At 62.3% G+C, this 21645-nt stretch carries 15 protein-coding genes and 4 pseudogenes; 3 read left to right on the forward strand and 16 right to left on the reverse strand.

The annotated features are described in order from the left end of the window. Window positions 1–38: 38 nt before the first annotated feature. Window positions 39–1812: pseudogene (gcl, locus tag ACFQDL_RS13465) on the reverse strand (glyoxylate carboligase). 466 nt (window positions 1813–2278) lie between these two features. Between gcl and ACFQDL_RS13470 the strand changes: the two are divergent. Next, window positions 2279–2712: pseudogene (locus tag ACFQDL_RS13470) on the forward strand (GlcG/HbpS family heme-binding protein). Between the two features lie 316 nt (window positions 2713–3028). Here the strand turns inward: ACFQDL_RS13470 and ACFQDL_RS13480 are convergent. The 8 genes and pseudogenes from ACFQDL_RS13480 to puuE all read right to left on the reverse strand — a co-directional run bounded on the left by ACFQDL_RS13480 (window position 3029) and on the right by puuE (window position 10758). Further along, window positions 3029–3406 carry a cyclophilin-like fold protein gene (locus ACFQDL_RS13480; protein WP_379909459.1) on the reverse strand — a complete coding sequence of 126 codons (378 nt, stop codon included), beginning with the start codon at window positions 3404–3406 and terminating at the stop codon, window positions 3029–3031. A gap of 98 nt (window positions 3407–3504) precedes the next feature. Further along, on the reverse strand, window positions 3505–4125 hold the full coding sequence (locus ACFQDL_RS13485; protein WP_379909460.1) for a TetR/AcrR family transcriptional regulator: 621 nt from the start codon (window positions 4123–4125) through the stop codon (window positions 3505–3507). 232 nt (window positions 4126–4357) lie between these two features. Then, a complete protein-coding gene (locus tag ACFQDL_RS13490; RefSeq protein ID WP_379909461.1) occupies window positions 4358–5875 on the reverse strand; it encodes a nucleobase:cation symporter-2 family protein in 1518 nt (505 codons plus the stop codon). A 425-nt stretch (window positions 5876–6300) separates the two neighbouring features. Beyond that, entirely contained in the window at window positions 6301–7512 is a 1212-nt protein-coding gene (locus ACFQDL_RS13495; RefSeq protein WP_379909462.1) for a urate hydroxylase PuuD, read from the reverse strand. A 266-nt stretch (window positions 7513–7778) separates the two neighbouring features. Next, window positions 7779–8278 (reverse strand): annotated as a pseudogene (locus ACFQDL_RS13500) (ureidoglycolate lyase). A 9-nt stretch (window positions 8279–8287) separates the two neighbouring features. Further along, complete coding sequence (gene alc / locus ACFQDL_RS13505; RefSeq protein ID WP_379909463.1) at window positions 8288–9289, reverse strand: allantoicase; 1002 nt, start codon at window positions 9287–9289, stop codon at window positions 8288–8290. Window positions 9290–9322: 33 nt separating this feature from the next. Further along, entirely contained in the window at window positions 9323–9838 is a 516-nt protein-coding gene (uraD, locus tag ACFQDL_RS13510; protein WP_379909464.1) for a 2-oxo-4-hydroxy-4-carboxy-5-ureidoimidazoline decarboxylase, read from the reverse strand. Continuing rightward, window positions 9835–10758 carry an allantoinase PuuE gene (gene puuE, locus ACFQDL_RS13515; protein WP_379909465.1) on the reverse strand — a complete coding sequence of 308 codons (924 nt, stop codon included), beginning with the start codon at window positions 10756–10758 and terminating at the stop codon, window positions 9835–9837. The genes uraD and puuE overlap by 4 nt, the downstream gene beginning before the upstream one ends. A 422-nt stretch (window positions 10759–11180) precedes the next feature. Between puuE and uraH the strand changes: the two genes are divergently transcribed. After that, a complete protein-coding gene (uraH, locus tag ACFQDL_RS13520; RefSeq protein WP_379909466.1) occupies window positions 11181–11531 on the forward strand; it encodes a hydroxyisourate hydrolase in 351 nt (116 codons plus the stop codon). A 310-nt stretch (window positions 11532–11841) separates the two neighbouring features. Here the strand turns inward: uraH and ACFQDL_RS13525 are convergent, their stop codons facing one another. Beyond that, a complete protein-coding gene (locus ACFQDL_RS13525) occupies window positions 11842–12468 on the reverse strand; it encodes a LysE family translocator (protein WP_379909468.1) in 627 nt (208 codons plus the stop codon). A gap of 107 nt (window positions 12469–12575) precedes the next feature. After that, window positions 12576–13919 carry an NCS2 family permease gene (locus tag ACFQDL_RS13530; RefSeq protein ID WP_379913074.1) on the reverse strand — a complete coding sequence of 448 codons (1344 nt, stop codon included), beginning with the start codon at window positions 13917–13919 and terminating at the stop codon, window positions 12576–12578. A 455-nt stretch (window positions 13920–14374) separates the two neighbouring features. Here ACFQDL_RS13530 and ACFQDL_RS13535 point away from each other — a divergent pair, with 455 nt between their 5' ends. Next, window positions 14375–15145, forward strand: coding sequence for a GntR family transcriptional regulator (locus ACFQDL_RS13535; RefSeq protein ID WP_379909469.1), 771 nt, complete (start codon window positions 14375–14377; stop codon window positions 15143–15145). Between the two features lie 243 nt (window positions 15146–15388). Here ACFQDL_RS13535 and guaD read toward each other — a convergent pair whose 3' ends face one another. The 5 genes and pseudogenes from guaD to xdhA all read right to left on the reverse strand — a co-directional run bounded on the left by guaD (window position 15389) and on the right by xdhA (window position 21439). After that, window positions 15389–16696: a guanine deaminase gene (guaD, locus tag ACFQDL_RS13540; RefSeq protein WP_379909470.1), complete on the reverse strand. Its 1308-nt coding sequence runs from the start codon at window positions 16694–16696 to the stop codon at window positions 15389–15391. Window positions 16697–16772: 76 nt separating this feature from the next. Next, complete coding sequence (xdhC, locus tag ACFQDL_RS13545; RefSeq protein WP_379909471.1) at window positions 16773–17606, reverse strand: xanthine dehydrogenase accessory protein XdhC; 834 nt, start codon at window positions 17604–17606, stop codon at window positions 16773–16775. 17 nt (window positions 17607–17623) lie between these two features. After that, a complete protein-coding gene (locus tag ACFQDL_RS13550) occupies window positions 17624–18871 on the reverse strand; it encodes a molybdopterin cofactor-binding domain-containing protein (RefSeq protein ID WP_379913076.1) in 1248 nt (415 codons plus the stop codon). Further along, a pseudogene (locus ACFQDL_RS13555) lies at window positions 18872–20007 on the reverse strand (molybdopterin cofactor-binding domain-containing protein); the annotation flags it as partial. Continuing rightward, the gene (gene xdhA / locus ACFQDL_RS13560) at window positions 20000–21439 is read right to left on the reverse strand and encodes a xanthine dehydrogenase small subunit (protein ID WP_379909472.1); all 1440 of its coding nucleotides are present in this window, start codon (window positions 21437–21439) and stop codon (window positions 20000–20002) included. The gene xdhA and the pseudogene ACFQDL_RS13555, both read right to left, overlap by 8 nt. Window positions 21440–21645: the final 206 nt, after the last annotated feature.

A 21645-nucleotide genomic window follows, 5' to 3' on the forward strand; every position in this document is an offset into this window, starting at 1 on the left:
ATTCGCACCGGGGCGGCGCTCCTACGGTGGTTAAAACCTCAATCCAGCAGCGAAATCGCCGTCGGGGCGTCTTCGCCGCGCTCGGCCAGGTCCTCGAACTCGTTGATGGCGTTGATCTCGGTGCCCATCGAGATATTGGTCACCTTCTCGAGGATCACCTCGACGACGACCGGCACCCGGTGGGCCTGCATCAGCTCCTTGGCCTGGTTCAGCGCCGGCAGGATCTGGTCCGGCTCGCGCACGCGGATCGCCTTGCAGCCCAGCCCCTCGACGACGGCGACGTGGTCGACACCGTAGCCTTCGAGTTCCGGCGCGTTCTGGTTGTCGAACGCCAGCTGGACGCAGTAGTCCATGTCGAAGCCGCGCTGCGCCTGGCGGATCAGCCCCAGGTAGGAGTTGTTCACCAGCACGTGGATGTAGGGCAGGTTGAACTGGGCGCCGACCGCCAGCTCCTCGATCATGAACTGGAAGTCGTAGTCGCCCGAGAGCGCCACCACCGGCCGCTTGGGATCGGCTTTGACGACGCCCAGCGCGGCCGGGATGGTCCAGCCGAGGGGCCGGCCTGGCCGCAGTTGATCCAGTGGCGCGGCTTGTAGACGTGGAGGAATTGCGCGGCGGCAATCTGCGACAGTCCGATGGTGCTGACATAACAGGTGTCCTTGCCGAAGGCCTTGTTCATCTCCTCGTAGACGCGCTGCGGCTTGACCGGGACATTGTCGAAGTGGGTCTTGCGCTGCAGCCTGCGCTTGCGTTCCTGACACTCCTCGAGCCACGGGCGGCGATCCGCCAGCTTGCCGGCCTGCTTCCACTCGCGGGCGACGTCGATAAAGAGCTCCAGCGCGGCACCGGCATCGGATGCAATGCCGTAGTCGGGCATGAAGACGCGGCCGATCTGGGTCGGCTCGATGTCGACGTGGATGAAGGTCCGGTTCTCGGTGTAGACCTCGACGGAGCCGGTGTGGCGGTTGGCCCAGCGGTTGCCGATGCCGAGCACCAGATCCGAGGCCAGCATCGTCGCGTTGCCGTAGCGGTGCGCGGTCTGCAGGCCGCACATGCCGACCATCTGCGGGTGGTCGTCGGGGATGGTGCCCCAGCCCATCAGGGTCGGGATCACCGGGATGCCGGTGAGTTCGGCGAACTCGACCAGCTTGTCGGAGGCGTTGGCGTTGATGATGCCGCCGCCGGCGACCAGCAGCGGCCGCTCGGCCGCGTTGAGCATCTGCAGCGCCTTCTCGACCTGTTTGCGGGTGGCGGTCGGCTTGACCACCGGCAGCGGCGCGTAGGTGTCGATGTCGAACTCGATCTCGGCCATCTGCACATCGAACGGCAGGTCGATCAGCACCGGGCCCGGACGGCCGGAGCGCATCTCCTGGAACGCCTTCTGGAACACCCAGGGCACCTGGGCGGGTTCGAGCACGGTGGTGGCCCACTTGGTGACGGGCTGGGCGATGCTGGCAATATCGACGGCCTGGAAATCCTCCTTGTGCAGGCGGGCACGGGGGCCTGGCCGGTGATGCAGAGGATCGGGATGGAGTCGGCGGACGCCGAGTAGAGACCGGTGATCATGTCGGTGCCGGCCGGACCCGAGGTACCGATACAGACGCCGATGTTGCCGGGGTTGGCGCGGGTGTAGCCCTCGGCCATGTGGGAGGCGCCCTCGACGTGGCGCGCCAGCACATGGTCGATGCCGCCGAGTGATTTCATCGCGGCATACATCGGGTTGATCGCTGCGCCCGGCAGGCCGAAGGCGGTGTCGATGCCTTCACGCTTCAGAACCTCGACGGCTGCCTCGATCGCTCTCATCTTGGCCATTTTTTGTGCCCCTTTAGTGATAAAGATTGTGTACAAAAATTATTTGATTGATTCTAGGCATTAGCTGACCCGAAGGTCAATACCCTTGTTTTATGACGTCAATCCTTTCGCGTCTGCAAAAAAACAAACTAAAACAGCATGTTATGTGAACTATTTTTTCGTGCGGTAAAATAATGTATACAAAAAAATAAATAAATTGTTTGAGTTTTTCCCGCCCTAAGCTATAGATGGAGGGGTTTGGTGGTATCTCTAAAGTACATGTAAGGGTTTTTTGTACTGGTTTTTACCTATTTATGAATACATAGAGATTCGCCCGCTGCATTGCGTGAGAATGGCCTTCGCTGTCGGTAACGGCCCGGGGGCAGGCACGCACCATGACCAGAGATTTTGGCGATTGGTTGTGCGGATCGAGCGATCGCGCGACGGATGGCCCTGCAGTTTTATTTACCAACTGAGGAGATGTGCTATGACGATTCTGAATCTTGAGAAGGCACTGGATATCACGATAGCGGCCCTGAAAAAGGGACGGGAGCTGTCGGCGGCGCCATTGACTGTCGCGGTACTGGATCCGGCCGGTCAGCTGATTTCGCTGCAACGGGAAGATGGCAGCAGTTTGCTGCGACCGGACATCGCGACCGCCAAGGCCTGGGGGCGGTCGCCCTTGGCAAGCCCTCGCGTGCACTGGCGGCTGATGCCGAACAGCGCCCGGCCTTTATCGGTGCGGTCAACACGCTTGCCCAGGGGCGGCTGGTGCCGGTGCCGGGCGGAGTGCTGATACGCGATGGCGACGCCCGCATTATCGGGGCTGTCGGTATCAGCGGCGATACGTCGGATATCGATGAGCTCTGCGCCGTTGCCGGTGTCGAGGCCGCGGGTCTGCAGGCCGACAACGGTCTCTGAGGGGCTGCCCCCAAAAAAAGGTTCTTCGCAAACTAGAGTGAAAACAGGCCACCAAACTGTAGGATGGGTGAAGCCGCAATGGCACTTTGTTTACTGTGCGCAGCGAATTTGTTACGGCGTAACCATCAAGGGCTCCGGCTTGTGCGGTGCTGAACTGACACCTCACGATGGGTTACACGACGCCTTGGCTGCCTCAGGGGCGGATGTACCGTGCCCAAGCGTCGTTCCACCCATCCTACGAATTACGCCTTTTCCGTTAAAGCGCGATGAACCAAAAAATTGCGAAGCCCCTGGCCGAGTCCCGGGGCTCGTCGATTCAACTGTCCGCGAGTTCGACCCTGATGGGGCTTCCATCGGCGATAAGACGCAACTGGGCGGGGGTGGCGGCGGTATGCCCGAACAGGTTTACCGGACTGGCTGCCCGTGGTTCCTGGTCGAGGCTGGCGGGTGTGGGGCCAAAGAATATGCAGAAAGCGTTGCCCGGCGGCCAGTAGGCCAGATCGCCTGTGCCGACTTCGTCCCGGGCCTCGGGCGCTTCGTCCAGCGCCAGCGGAATACGGAAATAGATCTCGTCACCCCAGACATTGACATGGCCGTCGATCGGAAGGCATTCCAGAATGGCGTCAGCTGTCGCCGAGTCGTTGAGGCTGGCCTCGAAGCTGAGATTGCCGGCGTGGATTCTTATCTTTGTCATTAAAGCATACCCATAATTGTGAACAGTTATGGGTACAAAAACAGAAATCGGACCCTGGCGTCAAGTCATTCATGGCTGTCATGGCGGAGCCGGGCCGTTCAGGTGTCCTCTGCCTTCTGGACTTCACAGCCCTTGAGAACCAGGTCGGTGATCAGGCGGGCGGCGCTGTCGTAATCCTTCGCAGTCAGCTTGCGGCGACCGGTGATCTGTATGATCTGCCAGTCGAAATCGGCGTAGGTCTGGGTCGAGGCCCAGATGGTGAACATCAGGTGGTGAGGGTCTACCGGTGCCATTAGGCCCTCTTCGATCCATTGGCGGATCCGCTCGATACTGCGTTCGGCTTCGGCCTTCAGCTGCTCGAGACTGCCGGACGACAGGTGTGGTGCCCCGTGCATGATCTCGCTGGCAAAGACCTTTGAAGCATCCGCATGCTCGCGGGAGATGCGGATCTTGGCCTTGATGTAGGCCTCGAGTGCCCGCGCCGGCTCATGCTCGGAATGAAATGAGCTGTAGGCCTGCAGCAGCGGATCGATGATGCTCTCCAGTACGGCGCGGTACAGCGCTTCCTTGGATTTGAAGTAATAGTAGATATTGGCTTTGGGCAGGCCGGCCTGGTCGGCGATGTCGCTGGTCTTGGTCGCGGCGAAGCCCTTGTCGGCAAACACCTGGCAGGCGGTCTTGATGATCAGGCGTTTGTTGCGTTCGCGAATCGTGGCCATCGGGGCCTGCTCCTTGCCATCGCCTGTTGCTGCCCCTTGATTGCAAGCCTGCACCTGCGGTGTCGGCTTCATAACAAGACAGGGGAGTGACCGGGCCGGGTTGAGTCGGAGCGCAATGTTACCACTGGGCTCTTCGGCGGCTCAAGGCGCAGCCAGGCCGGGGCTGGAGCGAGCAAATCCCGGAGCGCAGTGCGCTCCGGGAGTCGAAAGGGTCTGTCCCCTCGCGCCCTGGTCAGTTCTGAGGCGCGCCCAGTATCGATTTGCCGGATGCGGTTTCGTTCTGCTCCACGCTGGTGCGGGCCTCGGGGCGGCCTTCGCCGGTCTGCGGCGCCTTGGCGGTGGTCGATGGCTCGGCGGCCGTTGCCTGCGCCGGAGCGCTCTCGGTCTTGCTGTTTTCCATCGGCAGGAAAAGGTTCAGCAGGATGGCACTGAAGGCACCGATGGTGACCGGCGAGCCGAAAATATTCTGTACCCATTTCGGCAGGGCCTGCAGCACCTCCGGTACGCCGGCCACACCCAGGCCCAGGCCGATCGAGATGGCGATGATCAGCATGTTGCGGCGGTTGAGGTCGCTCTGGGCGAGGATTTTCACGCCGGCGGTGGCGACGGTACCGAACATGATCAGGGTGGCGCCGCCGAGTACCGGCTTGGGCATCTGCTGCAGTACGCCGCCAATGACCGGGAACAGACCCAGCAGTGCGAGGATGCCGGCAATATAGAAGGCCACGCGACGACTGGCGACGCCGGTGAGCTGGATGACGCCGTTGTTCTGGCTGAAGGTGGTCATCGGCAGGCTGTTGAGGGCGGCCGCGATCGAGGAGTTGATACCGTCCGCCAGGACACCCGACTTGATGCGGCGGATATAGACAGGGCCGCTTACCGGCTGGCGGGAGACCATCGAGTTGGCGGTCAGGTCGCCGGTGGTCTCGATTGCGGTCACGACGTAGATGACGGCCAGCGAAATAAAGGCGGCAAGGTCAAAGGAGAAACCGTATTTGAAGGGCTGCGGTATGGTCACCAGCGGCAGCGTCGAGAGGCCGCTGAAATCGACCCGGCCCAGGGCCCAGGCGACGACGAAGCCCACGCTTAGGCCGACGATCACCGCACTCAGGCGCAGCATCGGATGCCGGAACCGGTTCAGTACGATGATGGTGCCCAGTACCAGGCCGCCAAGCATCAGGTTTTCCAGTGATCCCAGGTCATCGGCGCCAAAACCGCCGGCAAAGTCGGTCATGCCGACCTTGATCAGCGACAGGCCGATGATGGTGATCACGGTCCCGGTTACCACGGGCGTAATAACGCGTTCGAGTTTGTGGATAAAGCGGCTCAGGAAAACCTCGACGAAGGCGGCGAGAAAGCAGACGCCGAAGATGGTCGCCAGGATCTCGTCCGGTCCGCCGCCGGCATTCTTGACGATAAAGCCGACACTCAGAATGGTGCTGAGAAACGCAAAGCTGGTGCCCTGAACGCAGAGTAGCCCGGATCCGACGGGGCCGATGCGTCGGGCCTGGATAAAGGTGCCGATACCGGAAACGACCAGTGCCATGCTGACCAGGTAGGGGACCTCGCTGCCGAGTCCCAGAACGCCGCCGACGATCAGCGTGGGCGTGATGATGCCGATAAAGCTCGCGAGCACATGCTGGAGTGCGGCGAAAAAGGAAGGGCCCGGCCCGGGCGTGTCTTCCAGCTGGTAAATCAGGTCATGGTTGACGGACGTGTTTGCCTCGGTCCGTTCGTGCTTTGCAGTCATGGTAAGTGCCTACCCTGTTATTGTTATCGGTTCAGTATGGCGTGACGGCGGGCGTCGCGCCTGTCGATGGGGTTGTGACATTGCTGACCATTTAGTCAGGTGTGGTTCACTATAGGGGGCGGTTAAAATACTGTCTATAGTTTTTGTTTAAAATGTACACAAAAAAATAGTGAAAAGTATTCATTACAAAAGCAAGCGGCCCGGGGGATTCCCGGGCCGCTTGTCCTGACGCTGGCGGCTGTTGGACTAAACTCTCCTGGCCGCTATAGGTGTGCGCAACGTTGGGTTTCGCGGCTTCGGCGCTCTACTGACATCCGCTCCTGCAATGCCAGCATTCCCGCGGGGCGGCCTTCCGCCGTCCATGGCGGTCTACTCAACCTGCGATCTGTCACGCGTCACGCGTCACGCGTCACGCCGTTCGCGGCTCAGTCGGTGCTGGCGCCGGCGGCGATCCAGGCGCCTATCAGGTCGCGTTCTTCCTGGGTCATGTTGGTGATGTTGCCCAGCGGCATGATATTGCTGGCAACGGTCTGGGCATGGATGCGAGTGGCCAGCTGCTGGATCTGGGCCGGTTCATCCATGATGACGCCGGCCGGTGCCGTGGCGAAGGCGGGGCTGGTAGGGGTGGCCGAATGGCAGGTGGTGCAGCGTTGCTGGATCACGTTGAAGACGGTATCGAACTCCACCGAGCGGGCAGCGGCAGCCTGAGCGTCATTCTGTGCAACGGCCGGTGCCTGCACGCCGGAATCCGGTTTGGTGACGAAGGCCAGGGCGACCATGCCCAGCGCTGCGGCCGGCAGGGTCCAGGCCCATTTCTGGCTTTCGTGGCGGGTGTTGAAGTAATGACGAACCAGGACGCTGAGGACCGCCAGTGCGGCGAGGATGGCCCAGTTCGCGGTGCTGCCGTAGGTGCTCGGGAAATGGTTGCTGATCATGATGAACAGCACCGGCAGGGTCAGGTAGTTGTTGTGGCGTGACCGCAGCAGGGCCTTGGCCGGCAGGGCCGGATCCGGTTCACGGTTCTGCTCGATGGCGCCGACCAGGGCGCGCTGGCCCGGCATGATGACGCGAAAGACATTGCCGACCATCATGGTGCCGATAATGGCACCGACATGGATAAAGGCACCGCGACCGCTGAATACCTGACTCAGGCCCCAGGCGGCGCCGATAATCAGTACGAACAGCAGTGCACCGAGCAGTGCCGGCTGCTTGCCGAGCGGCGAGTCGCAGAGAAAGTCATAGATGAGCCAGCCGGCGATCAGGGAGCCGATGCCGATGCCGATGGCGGCGGCGGGGCTGAGATCCGATCCCGGTGCGACCAGGTAGAGGTCCGCATTGAGATAGAAGACGATGGCCAGCAGAGCGACGCCGCTGAGCCAGGTGGCATAGGCCTCCCACTTGAACCAGTGCAGCTGTTCCGGCATCTTCGGCGGCGCCAGCTTGTATTTCTCGAGATGGTAGATACCTCCGCCGTGGATGGCCCAGAGGTCGCCCGACAGGCCTTCGCGGGGCTTGCTGCGGTCAAGATGGTTTTCCAGCCAGACAAAGTAGAAAGATGCGCCGATCCAGGCGATGCCGAAGATCATGTGCATCCAGCGCACGGTCAGGTTGAGCCATTCGGTGATATGCGGATCCATAATTCGCTCCTCAGCTGCACCGGCCCGATGCCGGGGGCCAGTGACTGAACCTGGGTTATTCCTTTCAGTGCACGAATCCGCGTACTGTTCCCGGGCCCCAAATGCTTCTAGTCGTTGTTCGGTTGTCAGTTCTGTTCAGTGACCGGTCAGACTGTCCCCAGCCCTCCGGCTTCCATGTCCGACAGTGGGCATTCCAACCCAGTCGGTACGGTGAGGCATCCGCTGCCTCACCGGGTCGAACCGCCCGTGGGCGGTTCGCCAAGTCGTCAAGCCTGCGGGTCGAGCACGATCTCCTCGCTGGCGTCGAAGAAGATCTCATCGCAGTTGTTGCCCGGTCCCGCCCGGTCGACGACCAGAAACTCGTCCTGGTCGGTCAGTGCCAGTATCGGATGGTGCCATACGCCGCGATGATAGTTGACCCCTGGCTGCCGTCACTGATGAAGGCGCGCAACTGGGACGGTTCGACCGAATCGCCCGGCGGTGCCACCAGGATCAGGAACGGATTGCCCCGCATCGGAATGAAGGCCTGGCTGCCCAGCGGATGGCGTTCCATCATGCGCACCGAAAGGGGCATCGGCAGCTTGTCAGCACGGAAAATGCTGATGATCGGGCTGCCGTCGCTGCCGGTTTCGACCTCCGCGAGGCGGTGATAGCGGCGCGTCGAGCCGTTGTTGATCATGAAATAGTCATGACCCTCGCTGGCGATGACGTCGCCGAACGGCTTGAAGGCCTCGATGTTGAGGGGTTCAACTCGCAGTTTGTGCATCGCGGGACCTCAGTTCTTCTCGCTGATGGTGCCGAGCAGGCGCAGTCGGCTCACACCGCCATCGGGGAAGATGTTCAGGCGCACATGGGTGACCGGTCCGAGGTCCTTCAGTTGGGCCTCGAAAGTATGCTCCTGGTGCATTTCCAGCTTCTGCGAGGGCAGCAGCTCGCGCCAGTACAGGCTGCGGGTTTCGATCTGGGCATCGGTGCCGCCTTCGACATAGGCCGCCTGGATCGAGCAGCTGTCCGGGTAGTTGCCCTTGAAGTGCAGGGTGTCGACGACGATGCGCTTGATCTCGCCCGGGTGGCCCAGGGCGACGATGACCCAGTCGTTGCCCGGGGTGCGGCGGCGTGCGGTTTCCCAGCCATCGCCCATGTTGATACCACGACCCGGGTTCAGGATGTTGCCCATGCGGCCGAAATGCTCGTCGCTGCAGGCCAGGGCGCGGCCACCGTTGAGGGAGGCGGCCAGGTCGATCAGCTCGCCGGCACTCTGGCGGCTCCAGTCACGGAACGGAATGCCGTAGACACGCAGGCGCGCCACGCCGCCGTCCGGGTATATATTGAGGCGCAGGTGGGTCCAGGCGCGGTCGTCTTCGATGCCGTGCAGGTGGTGGCTGTTGCCGGCCAGGTCGACCGACGACAGGATCTCGACCCATTCGGTATCTTCGTTCGGATCGCCCTCGACGCAGTAGCAGGCATCGATGGAAGCCGACGGCGGGAAGTTGCCGGTGAAGTGACTGGTATCGATATCGAAGCCCTTGATGGTGCCGGGCACGCCGAGGCGGATGATAGCGTGGTCGTAGCCCTCGAAGCGCTTGCGGCGCGACTCCCAGCCGTCCATCCACTTGCCGTTGTCGTCGAACACGCCTTCCTTCCAGACGGCCGGCTCCGGGTTGAACAGGCGGTTGACGTCTGCGAACCAGTCATCGGTCACATAGATCGCTTTGGTGCCCAGGCGGGCATCGGCCAGGTTGATGTACTTCTCGAAATTCTGTGTCTGATTGCTCATCTTCTTCTTTCCTTAACGGCTGTCGTCGGGCGCTCAGAGGGCCTGCAGGCGGAACAGCGCGATCTTGTTGATTTCGGCCAGTGCCCGTTCGAACTCCTGTTCGGGACTGTTGTGAATGCGTTCTTCGAATGCTGCCAGGATCTGGTGCCGGTTGCTGCCCTTGACCGCCATGATGAACGGAAAGCGGAATTTGTCCTTGTAGGCGTTGTTCAGCTCGGTGAAGCGCTCGAACTCTTCGGCATTGCATTCGTGAATGCCGGCGCCGGCCTGCTCGGAGGTCGAGGCGGCCGTCAGCTCGCCGCGCACCGCGGCCTTGCCGGCCAGGTCCGGGTGAGCATTGATCAGCGCCAGCTGGCGTTCGCTATCGGCGGCCATCAGCTGGTTCGACATCAGGGCGTGCAGCGCCTCGATCTCGTCATGTTCGGCACCGAGACCGCTGTCGAAGGCCTGTTCGGCGACCCAGGCCGAATGCTCGTAGATATCGCCGAAGATCTCGACGAAGGCTTCGCGGCTCAGGGTGCTCGGGGTGCAGGTCTGGAAACGGCTCACAGGCTGCCCTCCGGCGTGTACGGATGCTGTTCGTGCCAGTGGCGGGCGATGTCGACCCGGCGGGTGAACCAGACCTTGTCATGGCTGCGGGCATAATTGATGAACTTCTCCAGTGCCGCCATGCGTGCCGGGCGACCCAGCAGGCGGCAGTGCATGCCGATCGACAGCATCTTCGGCGCGTCCTGGCCCTCTTCGTAGAGGACGTCGAAGGCATCCTTCAGGTACTGGTAGAACTGCTCGCCGCTGTTGAAACCCTGTACCTGGGTGAAGCGCATGTCGTTGGTATCCAGAGTATAGGGGATGACCAGGTGACCCTTGCCGTTGTTGTCGACCCAGTAGGGCAGGTCGTCGTCGTAGGCATCGGAGTCGTACAGGAAACCGCCTTCCTGCATCACCAGGTTGCGGGTATTAGGGCTGAGGCGGCCGGTGTACCAGCCCAGCGGACGCTCGCCGGTAAGCTTGGTCAGGATCTCGATGGCGCGTTGCAGGTGGTCGCGTTCCTCGGATTCGTCCATGTACTGGTAATCGATCCAGCGGTAGCCGTGGCTGCAGATCTCGTGGCCGGCTTCGACCATGGCGCGGATCACCTCGGGGTGGCGTTCGGCGGCCATGGCGACGGCGAAGATGGTCAGTGGAATGTCGTATTTCTTGAACAGGCGCAGCAGACGCCAGACGCCGGCACGGCTGCCGTACTCGTACAGCGACTCCATGCTGATATTGCGCTCGCCCTGGAGCGGCTGGGCCGACACCATCTCGGACAGGAAGGCTTCGGACTCCTTGTCGCCGTGCAGGATGCAGCGTTCGCCGCCCTCTTCGTAGTTCAGCACGAAAGAGATGGCGACGCGGGCATTGCCCGGCCAACGGGGGTGGGGCGGGTTGGCACCGTAACCGATCAGGTCGCGTGGATAGTCGTTGCTCACAGGGCAGCTCCTCGTCGATCTTGCAGCGAATGGGGTGGACGCCTGCCACCGGTGTACGCCTCGGGAGCAGGGATTTGTTTTATTGTATACAAAAAATAGAATTCATTGTAAATAACATTTGTCGATTATTGGACAGCCTTTTCAGGTTCGTGCTCCCGTAAAGGGCATTGGACGTCGTAGTTCTCCGCCTCCGGGCGGCCAGTTCCTGCGTTGAAACCGGTCTCGAAATTGTGGGTGCAAAAGTTGAGGGTATTTTTGTGTACAAAAAAAGCTAAAAATGTTTAGATTGTCTCGACAGCCGTGGCGGGCACCCTGGCGCGGCATCCACTGATTGATTCGGACAGACAGAGGAGGAGAGGCGGAACGGAGCGGGTTGCAGCCCCAGGACTGGCAGCCGGGAACCGGAAGAACCTCTTGAACTGATGGGATATTTGACGACGCATGTACTCGATGCCGCCCATGGCCGTCCCGGCAGCGGTATTCAGATCGAACTTTACCGTATCGGACCGGAGCGCGAACTGATCGCGACGGCGACGACCAACGATGACGGCCGTTGCGACAGCCCTGTGCTGGAAGGCGAAGCTTTTGTTCCGGGGGTCTACGAGCTGATCTTCGATGCTGGCGACTACTACCGCCGGCTGGGTGTCGAACTGCCGCGGCCCGCTTTCCTGGATCAGGTGGTGTTGCGCTTCGGTATTGCGGATCGGGATGAGCACTACCATGTGCCGCTGCTGATTTCCCCTTACAGCTATTCGACCTATCGCGGCAGCTGATTGCGCGGTGCCGTTGAGAAAAACCCGCAGGTAAAAGCCCTGCGGGTTTTTTTGTATTTGTGCAAGGGTGACGCGTTGCGAACCCACGGTATCGTAGGGTGCTGGTAAGCGAAGCGCACCGCACCGATTGGTGAAACGATGCGGTTCGCCAGGGGGCAGCGCGTAGGTTGGAATGAGGCCCGAAGGGGCGAATTCCGACATCTGATAGCACCGGTGGAATTCGCAAGCTCATTCCACCCTACCATTCAACCCGCACCACCCTCGCTTTTGCGCGTACCCCGTCACCTGTTACGTGTCACCCGTAACCTTTTTACGCCCTGCTCAGCACCGCGGCGGTGCCGGCGCTGGCGAAAATACCGGCGGTGACCCGGTTGAACCAGGCGCGACTGCGGCCCGAGGTGATGAAGCGGGCGGCGCCGCGGGCGGTCAGGCCGTAGCCAAGCTTGCAGACAAGATCCGCGGCAGCCCAGGTCAGGATCATCAACAGCAACTGCGGCAGCAGGGCCCGGTCGGCGGCAATGAACTGCGGCAGGAAGGCGGCGAAGAACAGAATGTCTTTCGGGTTGCTGGCACCCAGGGCGAATGCGCGCCAGAACATCGCCCTGAACCCCGGCACCTGCTGTTCACCGGGCAGGGCGCCTGCGCCGACCTGGCCGGCTTCGCGCCAGCTGCGCCAGGCCAGGTAGAAGAGGTACAGGGCGCCGGCGAATTTCAGCACCGTGAAGAGCCGTTCCGATGCCAGCAGCAGCGCGCCGAGACCCAGAGCCGAAGCGCTCAGCAGCAGCACCGAGGCGCTGACACCACCGAGAAAGGCCGGTGCGGAGCGCAGGATGCCGTAGTTGAGGCTGTTGCTCACCATCAGCAGCGACAGTGGCCCCGGGATCAGAATGACCACGAAGATGGCAGTGGTGTAGAGCAGCCAGGTATCCAGAGGCATGGGCGAGAGTCTCCTTGTCGGAACGAAAAAGCCGCAGGGGCCTGCAGGCCCCTGCGGGGCAGGGATTCGGCCGGATCGTCGTATCCGGCCGAAGGCTTGAAACGTGGTTACAGGAACACGAACTTGGCCACGAAGATGGCGCAGAGCACGTACATGGCCAGCGACAGCTTGTTGGCCTTGCCGGTGAAGACCTTCATCACCGCGTAAGTGATGAAACCCATGGCGATGCCGTTGGCGATCGAGAAGGTCAGCGGCATCATCACCACGGTGACGATGGCCGGGATCATGTCGGTGTGATCCTTCCAGTTGATGGTGTGCAGACCGCCCATCATCAGCATGGCGACGTAGATCAGCGCGCCGGCCGTGGCATACGCCGGGATCATGCCGGCCAGAGGTGCCAGGAACATGGCAGCGGCGAAGAGGATGCCGCAGACCACGGCGGTCAGGCCGGTGCGGCCGCCGGCCGCGATACCCGAAGCGCTCTCGACATAGCTGGTCACCGGCGGGCAGCCGACGAAGGCGCCGATGACGCTGGAGCTGCTGTCCGCTTTCAATGCCTTGCTCATGTTCTCGATATAGCCGTCCTCGCGGATGAGGTTGGCGCGGTGCGCCACCGCCATCAGGGTGCCGGCGGTATCGAACATGTTGACGAAGAGGAAGGCCAGAATGACGCTGATCATGGCGACGTCGAAGGCGCCGGCGATATCCATTGCCAGGAAGGTCGGTGCCAGGCTCGGGGGCATCGAAACCAGCCCGTGATATTCGACGAGGCCCAGGCCCCAGCCGATGGCGGTGACCGCCAGGATGCTGATCAGCACCGCACCGAAAACGCGGTGGTGCGACAGGACTGCGATCATCAGAAAGCAGAGCGCCGCCAGCAGCACGCCGGGCTGGTTGAAGGAGCCCATGGTCAGCAGGGTGGCGGGGCTGTCGACGACGATGCCGGCGGTTTTCAGCCCGATCAGGCCGAGGAAGAGGCCGACACCGGCACCCATGGCAAAGCGCAGGCTCATCGGGATGCTGTTCAGCAGCCACTCGCGAATTTTCCAGAAACTCAGGATCACGAACAGCACACCGGACAGGAAGACCGCGCCGAGGGCGATCTGCCAGCTGTAGCCCATTTCGCCGACGACCGTGTAGGTGAAGAAGGCGTTGAGGCCCATGCCCGGCGCCAGACCGACCGGCCAGTTGGCATAAAGGCCCATCAGGAAGCAGGCCAGGGCGGCGCCGATACAGGTGGCAACGAAGGCCGCGCCGTGGTCGACGCCGGCATCGGCCATGATGTTGGGGTTGACGAAAATGATGTAGGCCATGGTCACGAAGGTCGTGAGGCCCGCAATCACTTCGGTTTTGATACTGGTCCCGTGTTCGCTCAGTTTGAAAAAGCGATCGAGAAAACCAGAGGCCTGGGGCTCATTGATGGAATGAGCGGCATGTTGTTCTTGTTCAATGCTCGCCACAACTCGTACTCCTCGCAAATGTGATTGGTATTAAGAGCCTTGCGTTCCCGTTTCGATGGTTTTCGCTTCCCTGTGAGCCCTTCGGCAATACCCGGTTGATTCATTGGCTGTATTGTCGGATTGTATACATAAAAGTCAATGGTTATTGTCTTCTCCGTCAGGTTTCAGGCGTTTTTTGGAAACAGGAAATCTGTCCCGTTGGCGGCGTCAGTGCTGGATCCGCAGTAACCCTTGCAGGGTCTGGGAGAGGCTTTTTTGGAAAAGGCTCTCCGGTGGCGGGCAGCGGCACTGAGCGGGATTTCTGTAGTCAGAATTGTTCCGCCCATACGTGTACAATTGTTTGTTGCTTATGTACTATTCAGAGCATTCGAATAGCTAGCTCCGTCTTTGCCCGGCTTCAATTCCGCCGGTACGGGTCGGGCCGATAACCGATAGTGGTCAGGTTTATGAACGATCGTTTGCAGAACATCATTGGCCGGGACGACAGCGCCCGCAGTGGCAAATCCGGCACCCAGGACGATGTGGTCTATGCCCATATCTTCGATGCCATCCTCGAGCAGCGTCTTGCGCCGGGCACCAAACTGAGCGAAGAGGCCCTGGGCGAGATTTTCGGGGTCAGCCGTACCATCATCCGCCGCGCGCTGTCGCGCCTGGCCCACGAGCAGGTCGTGCTGCTGCGTCCCAATCGCGGCGCCGTCGTCGCCGAGCCCAGCCTCGAGGAGGCCCGGCAGATCTCGTTCGCGCGACGTATTGTCGAGCGGGCGATTACCGAGCTGGCGGTGGACAATGCCACCCCCGAGCAGATCGCCAACATGCAGCGTCTGGTCGATGAAGAGCAGGCCTGCCTCGAGAAAGGTGACCGCGGTACCGGTATCCGCCTGTCCGGCGAGTTCCATCTGCAGCTGGCGCTGATGGCCAACAACGCGCCGTTGCTGAACTTCCAGCGCAGCCTGGTTTCCCAGACCTCGCTGATCATCGCCCGCTACGAATCCGGCAACCGTTCGCACTGCTCCTACGACGAGCACAATCAGCTGATCAAGGCAATTCAGCAGCGGGACAAGGAAAAGGCGGTGGAGCTGATGATGCATCACCTGGACCATATCGATCACAAGCTGAACTTGCAGGATGACGGTGCGTCGGGCGATCTGCACGCGGTATTCTCGCACCTGATCAAGGATCGCAAGGAGCCCAAGGCCCGCAAGAAGCGCACCGGCTGAACGACGCGCGGTGGCGCCACCTAATGCGTAGGATGGGTGGAACGGCGTGAGGCGACCGGATATCCGATCTTGTCCCGGTCTGGGCGCCGTGCAACCCATCTTCGGAGTACTGTCCAGAACCGTAGGCTCTGCGGCATTGATGGGTTGCGCCGGATCGAGGCCGCTGCGTACCGACACCCGGTGCCAGTGCGGCTTCACCCATCCTACGTTAACTATCCGGCCCAGCTGTATCATTATCTCGCCTCAATCGCGGCGGTGAACCGACTCGCCGGCGGCGAAGGTTTCGCGCACGGTGCGATCGTCGCCCAGCATCATCAGTACGAACAGCCGTTCGTCCAGCGTCTTCGCCTGCGCCATGCGGTACTGCATCAGCGGCGTGGCGTTATAGTCCAGCACCACGAAATCCGCCTCGTTGCCTGATGCGAAGCTGCCGATGCGGTCTTCCAGGCGCAGCGCACGGGCGCCGCCCAGGGTGGCCAGGTACAGCGACTTGAACGGGCTCAGCTTGGCGCCCTGCAACTGCATCACCTTGTAGGCTTCGTTGAGCGTCTGCAGGATCGAGAAGCTGGTGCCGGCGCCGACGTCGGTGCCCAGGCCCACGCGCACTTTGTGCTGCTCCATTTTCGGCAGGTTGAACAGGCCGCTGCCGAGAAAGAGGTTGGAGGTCGGGCAGAAGGCGATCGCGGACCCTGTTTCCGACAGGCGCTTGCACTCGTCGTCGCACAGGTGGATGCCGTGGGCGAAGACCGAGCGCTCGCTCAGCAGGTTGTAGTGGTCGTAGACGTCCAGGTAGCCGCTGCACTGCGGGAACAGCGACTTGACCCATTCCACCTCGTCACGGTTTTCCGACAGGTGGGTATGCATGTAGAGGCCTTCGTACTCCTGCAGCAGTTGCCCGGCGGCGGCCAGTTGCTCGTCGGTGCTGGTTGGCGCGAAGCGCGGCGTCACCGCGTAGTGCAGCCGGCCCTTGCCGTGCCAGCGCTCGATCAGCTCGCGGCTGTCGCGGTAGCCGGATTCGGCGGTGTCGGTCAGGTACTCCGGCGCGTTGCGATCCATCAGCACCTTGCCGGCGATCATGCGCAGGTTGCGTTGCTCGGCGGCGCTGAAGAAGGCATCGACCGAACCCTTGTGCACGGTACCGAACACCAGCGCCGTGGTGGTGCCGTTGCGCAGCAGCTCGGTGAGGAACACTTCGGCCACTTCGGCGGCATGGGCCGGATCGCTGAAGGCGTTTTCGGCCGGAAAGGTGTAGTTGTTGAGCCAGTCCAGCAGCTGCTCGCCGTAGGAGGCGATCATGCCGGTCTGCGGATAGTGGATATGGGTGTCGACGAAGCCCGGCATCAGCAGTGCGTCGGGATATTCGGTCACCTCGGTGCCGGCCGGAAGGTTGGCCAGCAGCACGCCGGCATCGCCCACCGATTCGACCCGGCCGTCGGTGACGACCAGCAGGCCGTCTTCGAAATATTCGTAGGACGCTTCCACGCCCACCTCGGCGGGGTCGCCAATGCTGTGGATGATGGAGGCGCGGTAAGCCTTGCGTGCAGAAGTCATGCAGTCACTCTCGTCGAAATATGAGACCCCGTGCTGTCAGCGGATGTGACACCGCGGCGGGGTCGAATGCGTTGCGTCAGGCCGGGCGGCAGATGCTCAGCCGCTGGTCGTCCGTCTCGGGTTTCTTCTGTTCGCCGAAGTCGGCGTTGTAGTGGGCGATCACCTCGCCGGCGACGGCGATGGCGATCTCGGCCGGCAGTTTGCCCTTGACCTGGGGAATCCCCATCGGGCAGATCATGCGCTCGAGCTGCGTTTCACTGATGCCGCGGGCCTTGAGACGGTGCTCGAAGCGCTTGCGCTTGGTCCGGGAGCCGATCAGGCCGAAGTAGTCGAAGTCGTTGCGCCCGAGGATGCGCTCCGACAACTCCTGGTCGAGCTGGTGGTTGTGGGTCAGCACGATGAAGTAGCTGTGCGGCGGCATCTCGTCGACTTCGTCGACCGGGAATTCGTTGACCACCTTTTCGACCCCGTGCGGGATCTCGTCGGGGAACTCGTTGTCCCGCGAGTCGATCCAGCGTACCTTGCAGGGCAGGCTGGCCAGCAGCGGCGCCAGGGCGCGGCCGACGTGGCCGGCGCCGAACAGGGCGATCTGGATCGCCGGCTGCAGCACCGGCTCGAACAGCAGCGTGGTGGCGCCGCCGCAGCACTGGCCGAGACTGGCGCCGAGGGAGAACTTCTCGAGGCGTACCTCGCTGTCGCCGTCGGCGAGCATCTGGCGGGCGATCTTCATCGCCTTGTGCTCGAGGTGGCCGCCGCCGATGGTTTCGAAGGTACGATCGGCGGTGACGACCATTTTCGAGCCGCTGTTGCGCGGTGTCGAGCCGCGCTCCTCGAGAATGGTCACCAGCACGCAGGGCTCGCCCTTGTCGCGCAGCTTGTTCAGTGCACTGATCCAGTCAACCCTGTTCATCGTCTAGTCTCCGGGTCTCAAACGGTTTCCAGTACGGCGTCCTGTGCCATGGCATGTTTTATCTGTTCGATGCCCCAGAGCACGCGTTCCGGCGTCGCGGGCGCGTCGATCAGCGGCGCGTGGCGGTAGTCGCCGACGCTGGCGACCGCATCCTGCAGCGCGCACCAGACCGAGATGCCGAGCATGAACGGCGGCTCGCCGACGGCCTTGGAGTGGAACACGGTGTCTTCCTTGTTTTTGCGGTTCTCGACCAGGCGTACGCGGAAGTCCGCCGGCATGTCCGCCACCGCCGGGATCTTGTAGCCCGCCGGGCCGTTGGTGGTCAGCTTGCCCTGCTGGTTCCAGACCAGTTCCTCCATCGTCAGCCAACCCATGCCCTGGACGAAGCCGCCCTCGACCTGGCCGATATCGATCGACGGGTTCAGCGAGGCGCCGACGTCGTGCAGGATGTCGGTGCGCAGCACGCGGTATTCGCCGGTCAGGGTGTCGACCAGTACTTCCGAGCAGGCCGCGCCGTAGGCGTAGTAGTAGAACGGGCGGCCGCGCGCCTGGTCGCGATCGTAGTAGATCTTCGGCGTGCGGTAGAAGCCGGTGCTCGACAGCGACACCTGGTTGAAATACGCCAGCTGGATCAGCTCCTCGAACGGCAGCACCTTGTCGCGGATGCGCACATGGTTGTTGCGGAACTCGACATCCTCCTCGGTCACGTTGAAGTGACGGGCGGCGAACTCCACCAGGCGCGTGCGGATGGTGATGGCCGCGTTCTGGGCCGCCTTGCCGTTCAGGTCGGCGCCGCTGGAGGCGGCGGTCGGCGAGGTGTTCGGCACCTTGTCGGTGTTGGTCGCGGTGATCTGGATGCGATCGATGTCGACCTGGAACTCCTCGGCCACCACCTGGGCGACCTTGGTGTTCAGGCCCTGGCCCATCTCGGTGCCGCCGTGGTTCAGGTGGATGCTGCCATCGGTATAGATGTGGATCAGCGCGCCGGCCTGGTTGAGGAAGGTGGCGGTGAAGCTGATGCCGAACTTCACCGGTGTCAGCGCGATGCCCTTCTTCAGGACCGGGCTTGCGCGGTTGAATTCGGCGATCTCGCGGCGGCGCTGCCGGTAGGCGCTGCTGGCCTCGAGCTCGGCGGTCAGCTCCTGGATCTGGTTGTCCTCCACGGTCTGGTAGTAGTGGGTGACGTTGCGGTCTTCCTTGCCGTAGTAGTTGTGCTTGCGTACCTCCAGCGGGTCCTTGCCCAGGGTGCGGGCGATATGATCCATGATGTATTCGATCGCCACCATGCCCTGGGGCCGCCGAAGCCGCGGTAGGCGGTGTTCGAGGCGGTGTTGGTCTTGCAGCGGTGGCCGGTGACGGTGGCGTCGCCGAGGTAGTAGGCGTTGTCCGAGTGGAACATCGCGCGGTCGACGATCGAGCCCGACAGGTCCGGCGAGTAGCCGCAGTTGCCGGCCAGTACCAGGTCAATGCCGTGCAGGCGGCCGTCGTCGTCGAAGCCGACGTCGTATTCGGCATAGAACGGATGGCGCTTGCCGGTCAGCATCATGTCGTCGACACGCGGCAGGCGCATCTTGGTCGGCTGACCGGTGAGACGCGCGATCACGGCGCAGATGCAGGCCGGGCCCGCGGCCTGGGTTTCCTTGCCGCCGAAGCCGCCGCCCATGCGGCGCATGTCGATGACGACCTTGTGCATCGGCACGTCGAGTACCTCGGCGACCAGCTTCTGCACTTCGGTGGGATTCTGGCTCGAGGTGTAGACGATCATGCCGTCGTCCTCGGTCGGAATCACCGAGGAGATCTGGGTCTCGAGATAGAAGTGTTCCTGACCGCCGATGTGCAGCTTGCCCTGCAGGCGATGCGGCGCGCCGGCCAGCGCCCCGGCGGAATCGCCGCGCTTGTGCTGGTGGCTGTCGAGCACGAAATGCTTCTTCTTCAGCGCGTCCTCGACCGACAGTACCGGTTCCAGGTCCTCGTATTCGATGACTGCGGCCATTGCCGCCTTGCGGGCGGTCTCGAGGCTGTTGGCGGCCACCGCGATCACCGGCTGGCCGACATACTCGACCTTGCCGTCGGCGAGCAGCGGGTCGCCCGGCGCCACGGCGCCGATGTCGAGCTGGCCCGGCACATCCTGGCTGGTGATGGCGATGCGCACGCCCGGGATCTGGTAGCAGGGCGCGGTGTCGATCTTCAGGATGCGCGCATGCGGGCGATCGCTGAGACGGGCGTAGACATGCAGCTGGTTCGGGAACTCGAGCCGGTCGTCGATGTAGACGGCTTCGCCGGAGACATGCTTGGCGGCGCTCTCGTGCGGAATCTTGCGGCCGACGCCGGTTTTCAGGTCCTGGCGCACCAGTTCCATCATCTCGTCCTGGGTTCTGGTGGTCTTGTTGTGGTTAGACATGAGCGGTCACCCGTATAGCTTGCTCAGGGGCACTGAGTTCCATTTTGTACTTGCGCAGCAGGTTGCCGGCGATCAGCAGGCGGTATTCCTTGCTGGCGCGAAAATCGGAGATCGGCGTGAAGTCCTGCGCCAGTGCTTCGATGGCAGCTTCGAGGGTTTCGTCGTTCCAGGCCTGGCCGCGCAGCGCCTGTTCGCAGTGGCGCGCGCGTTTCGGTATCGCCGCCATGCCGCCGAAGGCAATGCGGGCGTCGCTGACGCGGCCATCCTCGATCTGCAGGTCGAAGGCGCCGCAGACGGCGGAGATGTCATCGTCCAGACGCTTGGAAATCTTGTAGACGCGGAAGCTGTCGCGACCCTGTGCCCGAGGCACGATGATCTTCTCGATGAACTCCGATTCCTGCTGCACCGTGACGCGGTAGTCGACGAAATAGTCCTCCAGCGCGACGGTGCGGGTGCTGTTGCCCTTGCGCAGGACGATCTGCGCGCCAAGGGCAAGAAGGGCGGGTGGCGAATCGCCGATCGGTGAGGCATTTCCGATATTCCCGCCAAGGGTACCCTGGTTGCGGATCTGCAGGGAGGCAAAGCGATGCAGCAGCTCCCCGAAATCCGGATATTCACGTGCCAATACTTCGTAGCAGTCGGTCAGCGGCACCGCGGCGCCGATCTCGATACGATCGTCGAAGATTTCGACGGTTTTGAGTTCCCTGACGTTGCCGACGTAGATCATCACCGGCAGCCGGCGCTGCATCTGGGTCACCTCCAGCGCCAGGTCGGTGCCGCCGGCCAGCAGGCGGGCGTCCGGGTGGCTGCAGTAGAGGTCGGCCAGGTCGGCCACGGTCAGCGGCGAGAAGCTGCGGTTGTCGGCGGCGCTCAGCTCGCAGGTGCTGTCCGGCTGGATGGCGCGCAGCTGGGCAACGGTGGCCTCGTACTGGCGATCGAACTGGTCCTGCATCGGCGCGTTGCAGCTCTTCTCGGCGGCCTCGATGATCGGGCGGTAGCCGGTGCAGCGGCAGAGGTTGCCGGCCAGCGCTTCTTCGGTCGCGGCCCTGTCGTAGCCCTTGCCGTTTTTCTGCAGCGCGAACATCGACATCACGAAGCCGGGGGTGCAGAAGCCGCACTGGGAGCCGTGGCAGTCGACCATGGCCTGCTGCACGCTGTGCAGCTGGCCGTTGTACTTCAGGTCCTCGACGGTGATCAGCTGTTTGCCGTTCAGGGTCGAGAAGAAGGTCAGGCAGGAGTTGAGGGTGCGGTAGCGGATCCGGTCGTCCACCAGTTCACCCACTACCACGGTGCAGGCACCGCAATCGCCCGAGGCACAGCCTTCTTTGGTACCGGATTTGCCCAGGTGCTCGCGCAGGTAGTTGAGAACCGTGACATTCGGGTCGAGATCGCGCTCTACCCGCAGTTCCTGGTTAAGTAAGAACCTGATCAAGGAAAACCTCCTGCTTGTACTTGTCGTCGGTCAAGATCGTGTAGCCTGACTTTAGGGTGAATCTGACTTTTGAGTCAAGAAAAAGCTGACTTTAGAGTCAGAAAAATTTTCAAGCCGCCAGCGATGCAGCCAGGCCCCCGTGGTCGTGGCAGGGTGGTGCGGTGAGTCGAAGCATGCACCGGTAGTCGAGCCGGGTCCTCAGTGGC

It is taken from the genome of Marinobacterium aestuariivivens, assembly GCF_042661465.1.
Lineage (GTDB): Bacteria > Pseudomonadota > Gammaproteobacteria > Pseudomonadales > Balneatricaceae > Marinobacterium_A > Marinobacterium_A aestuariivivens.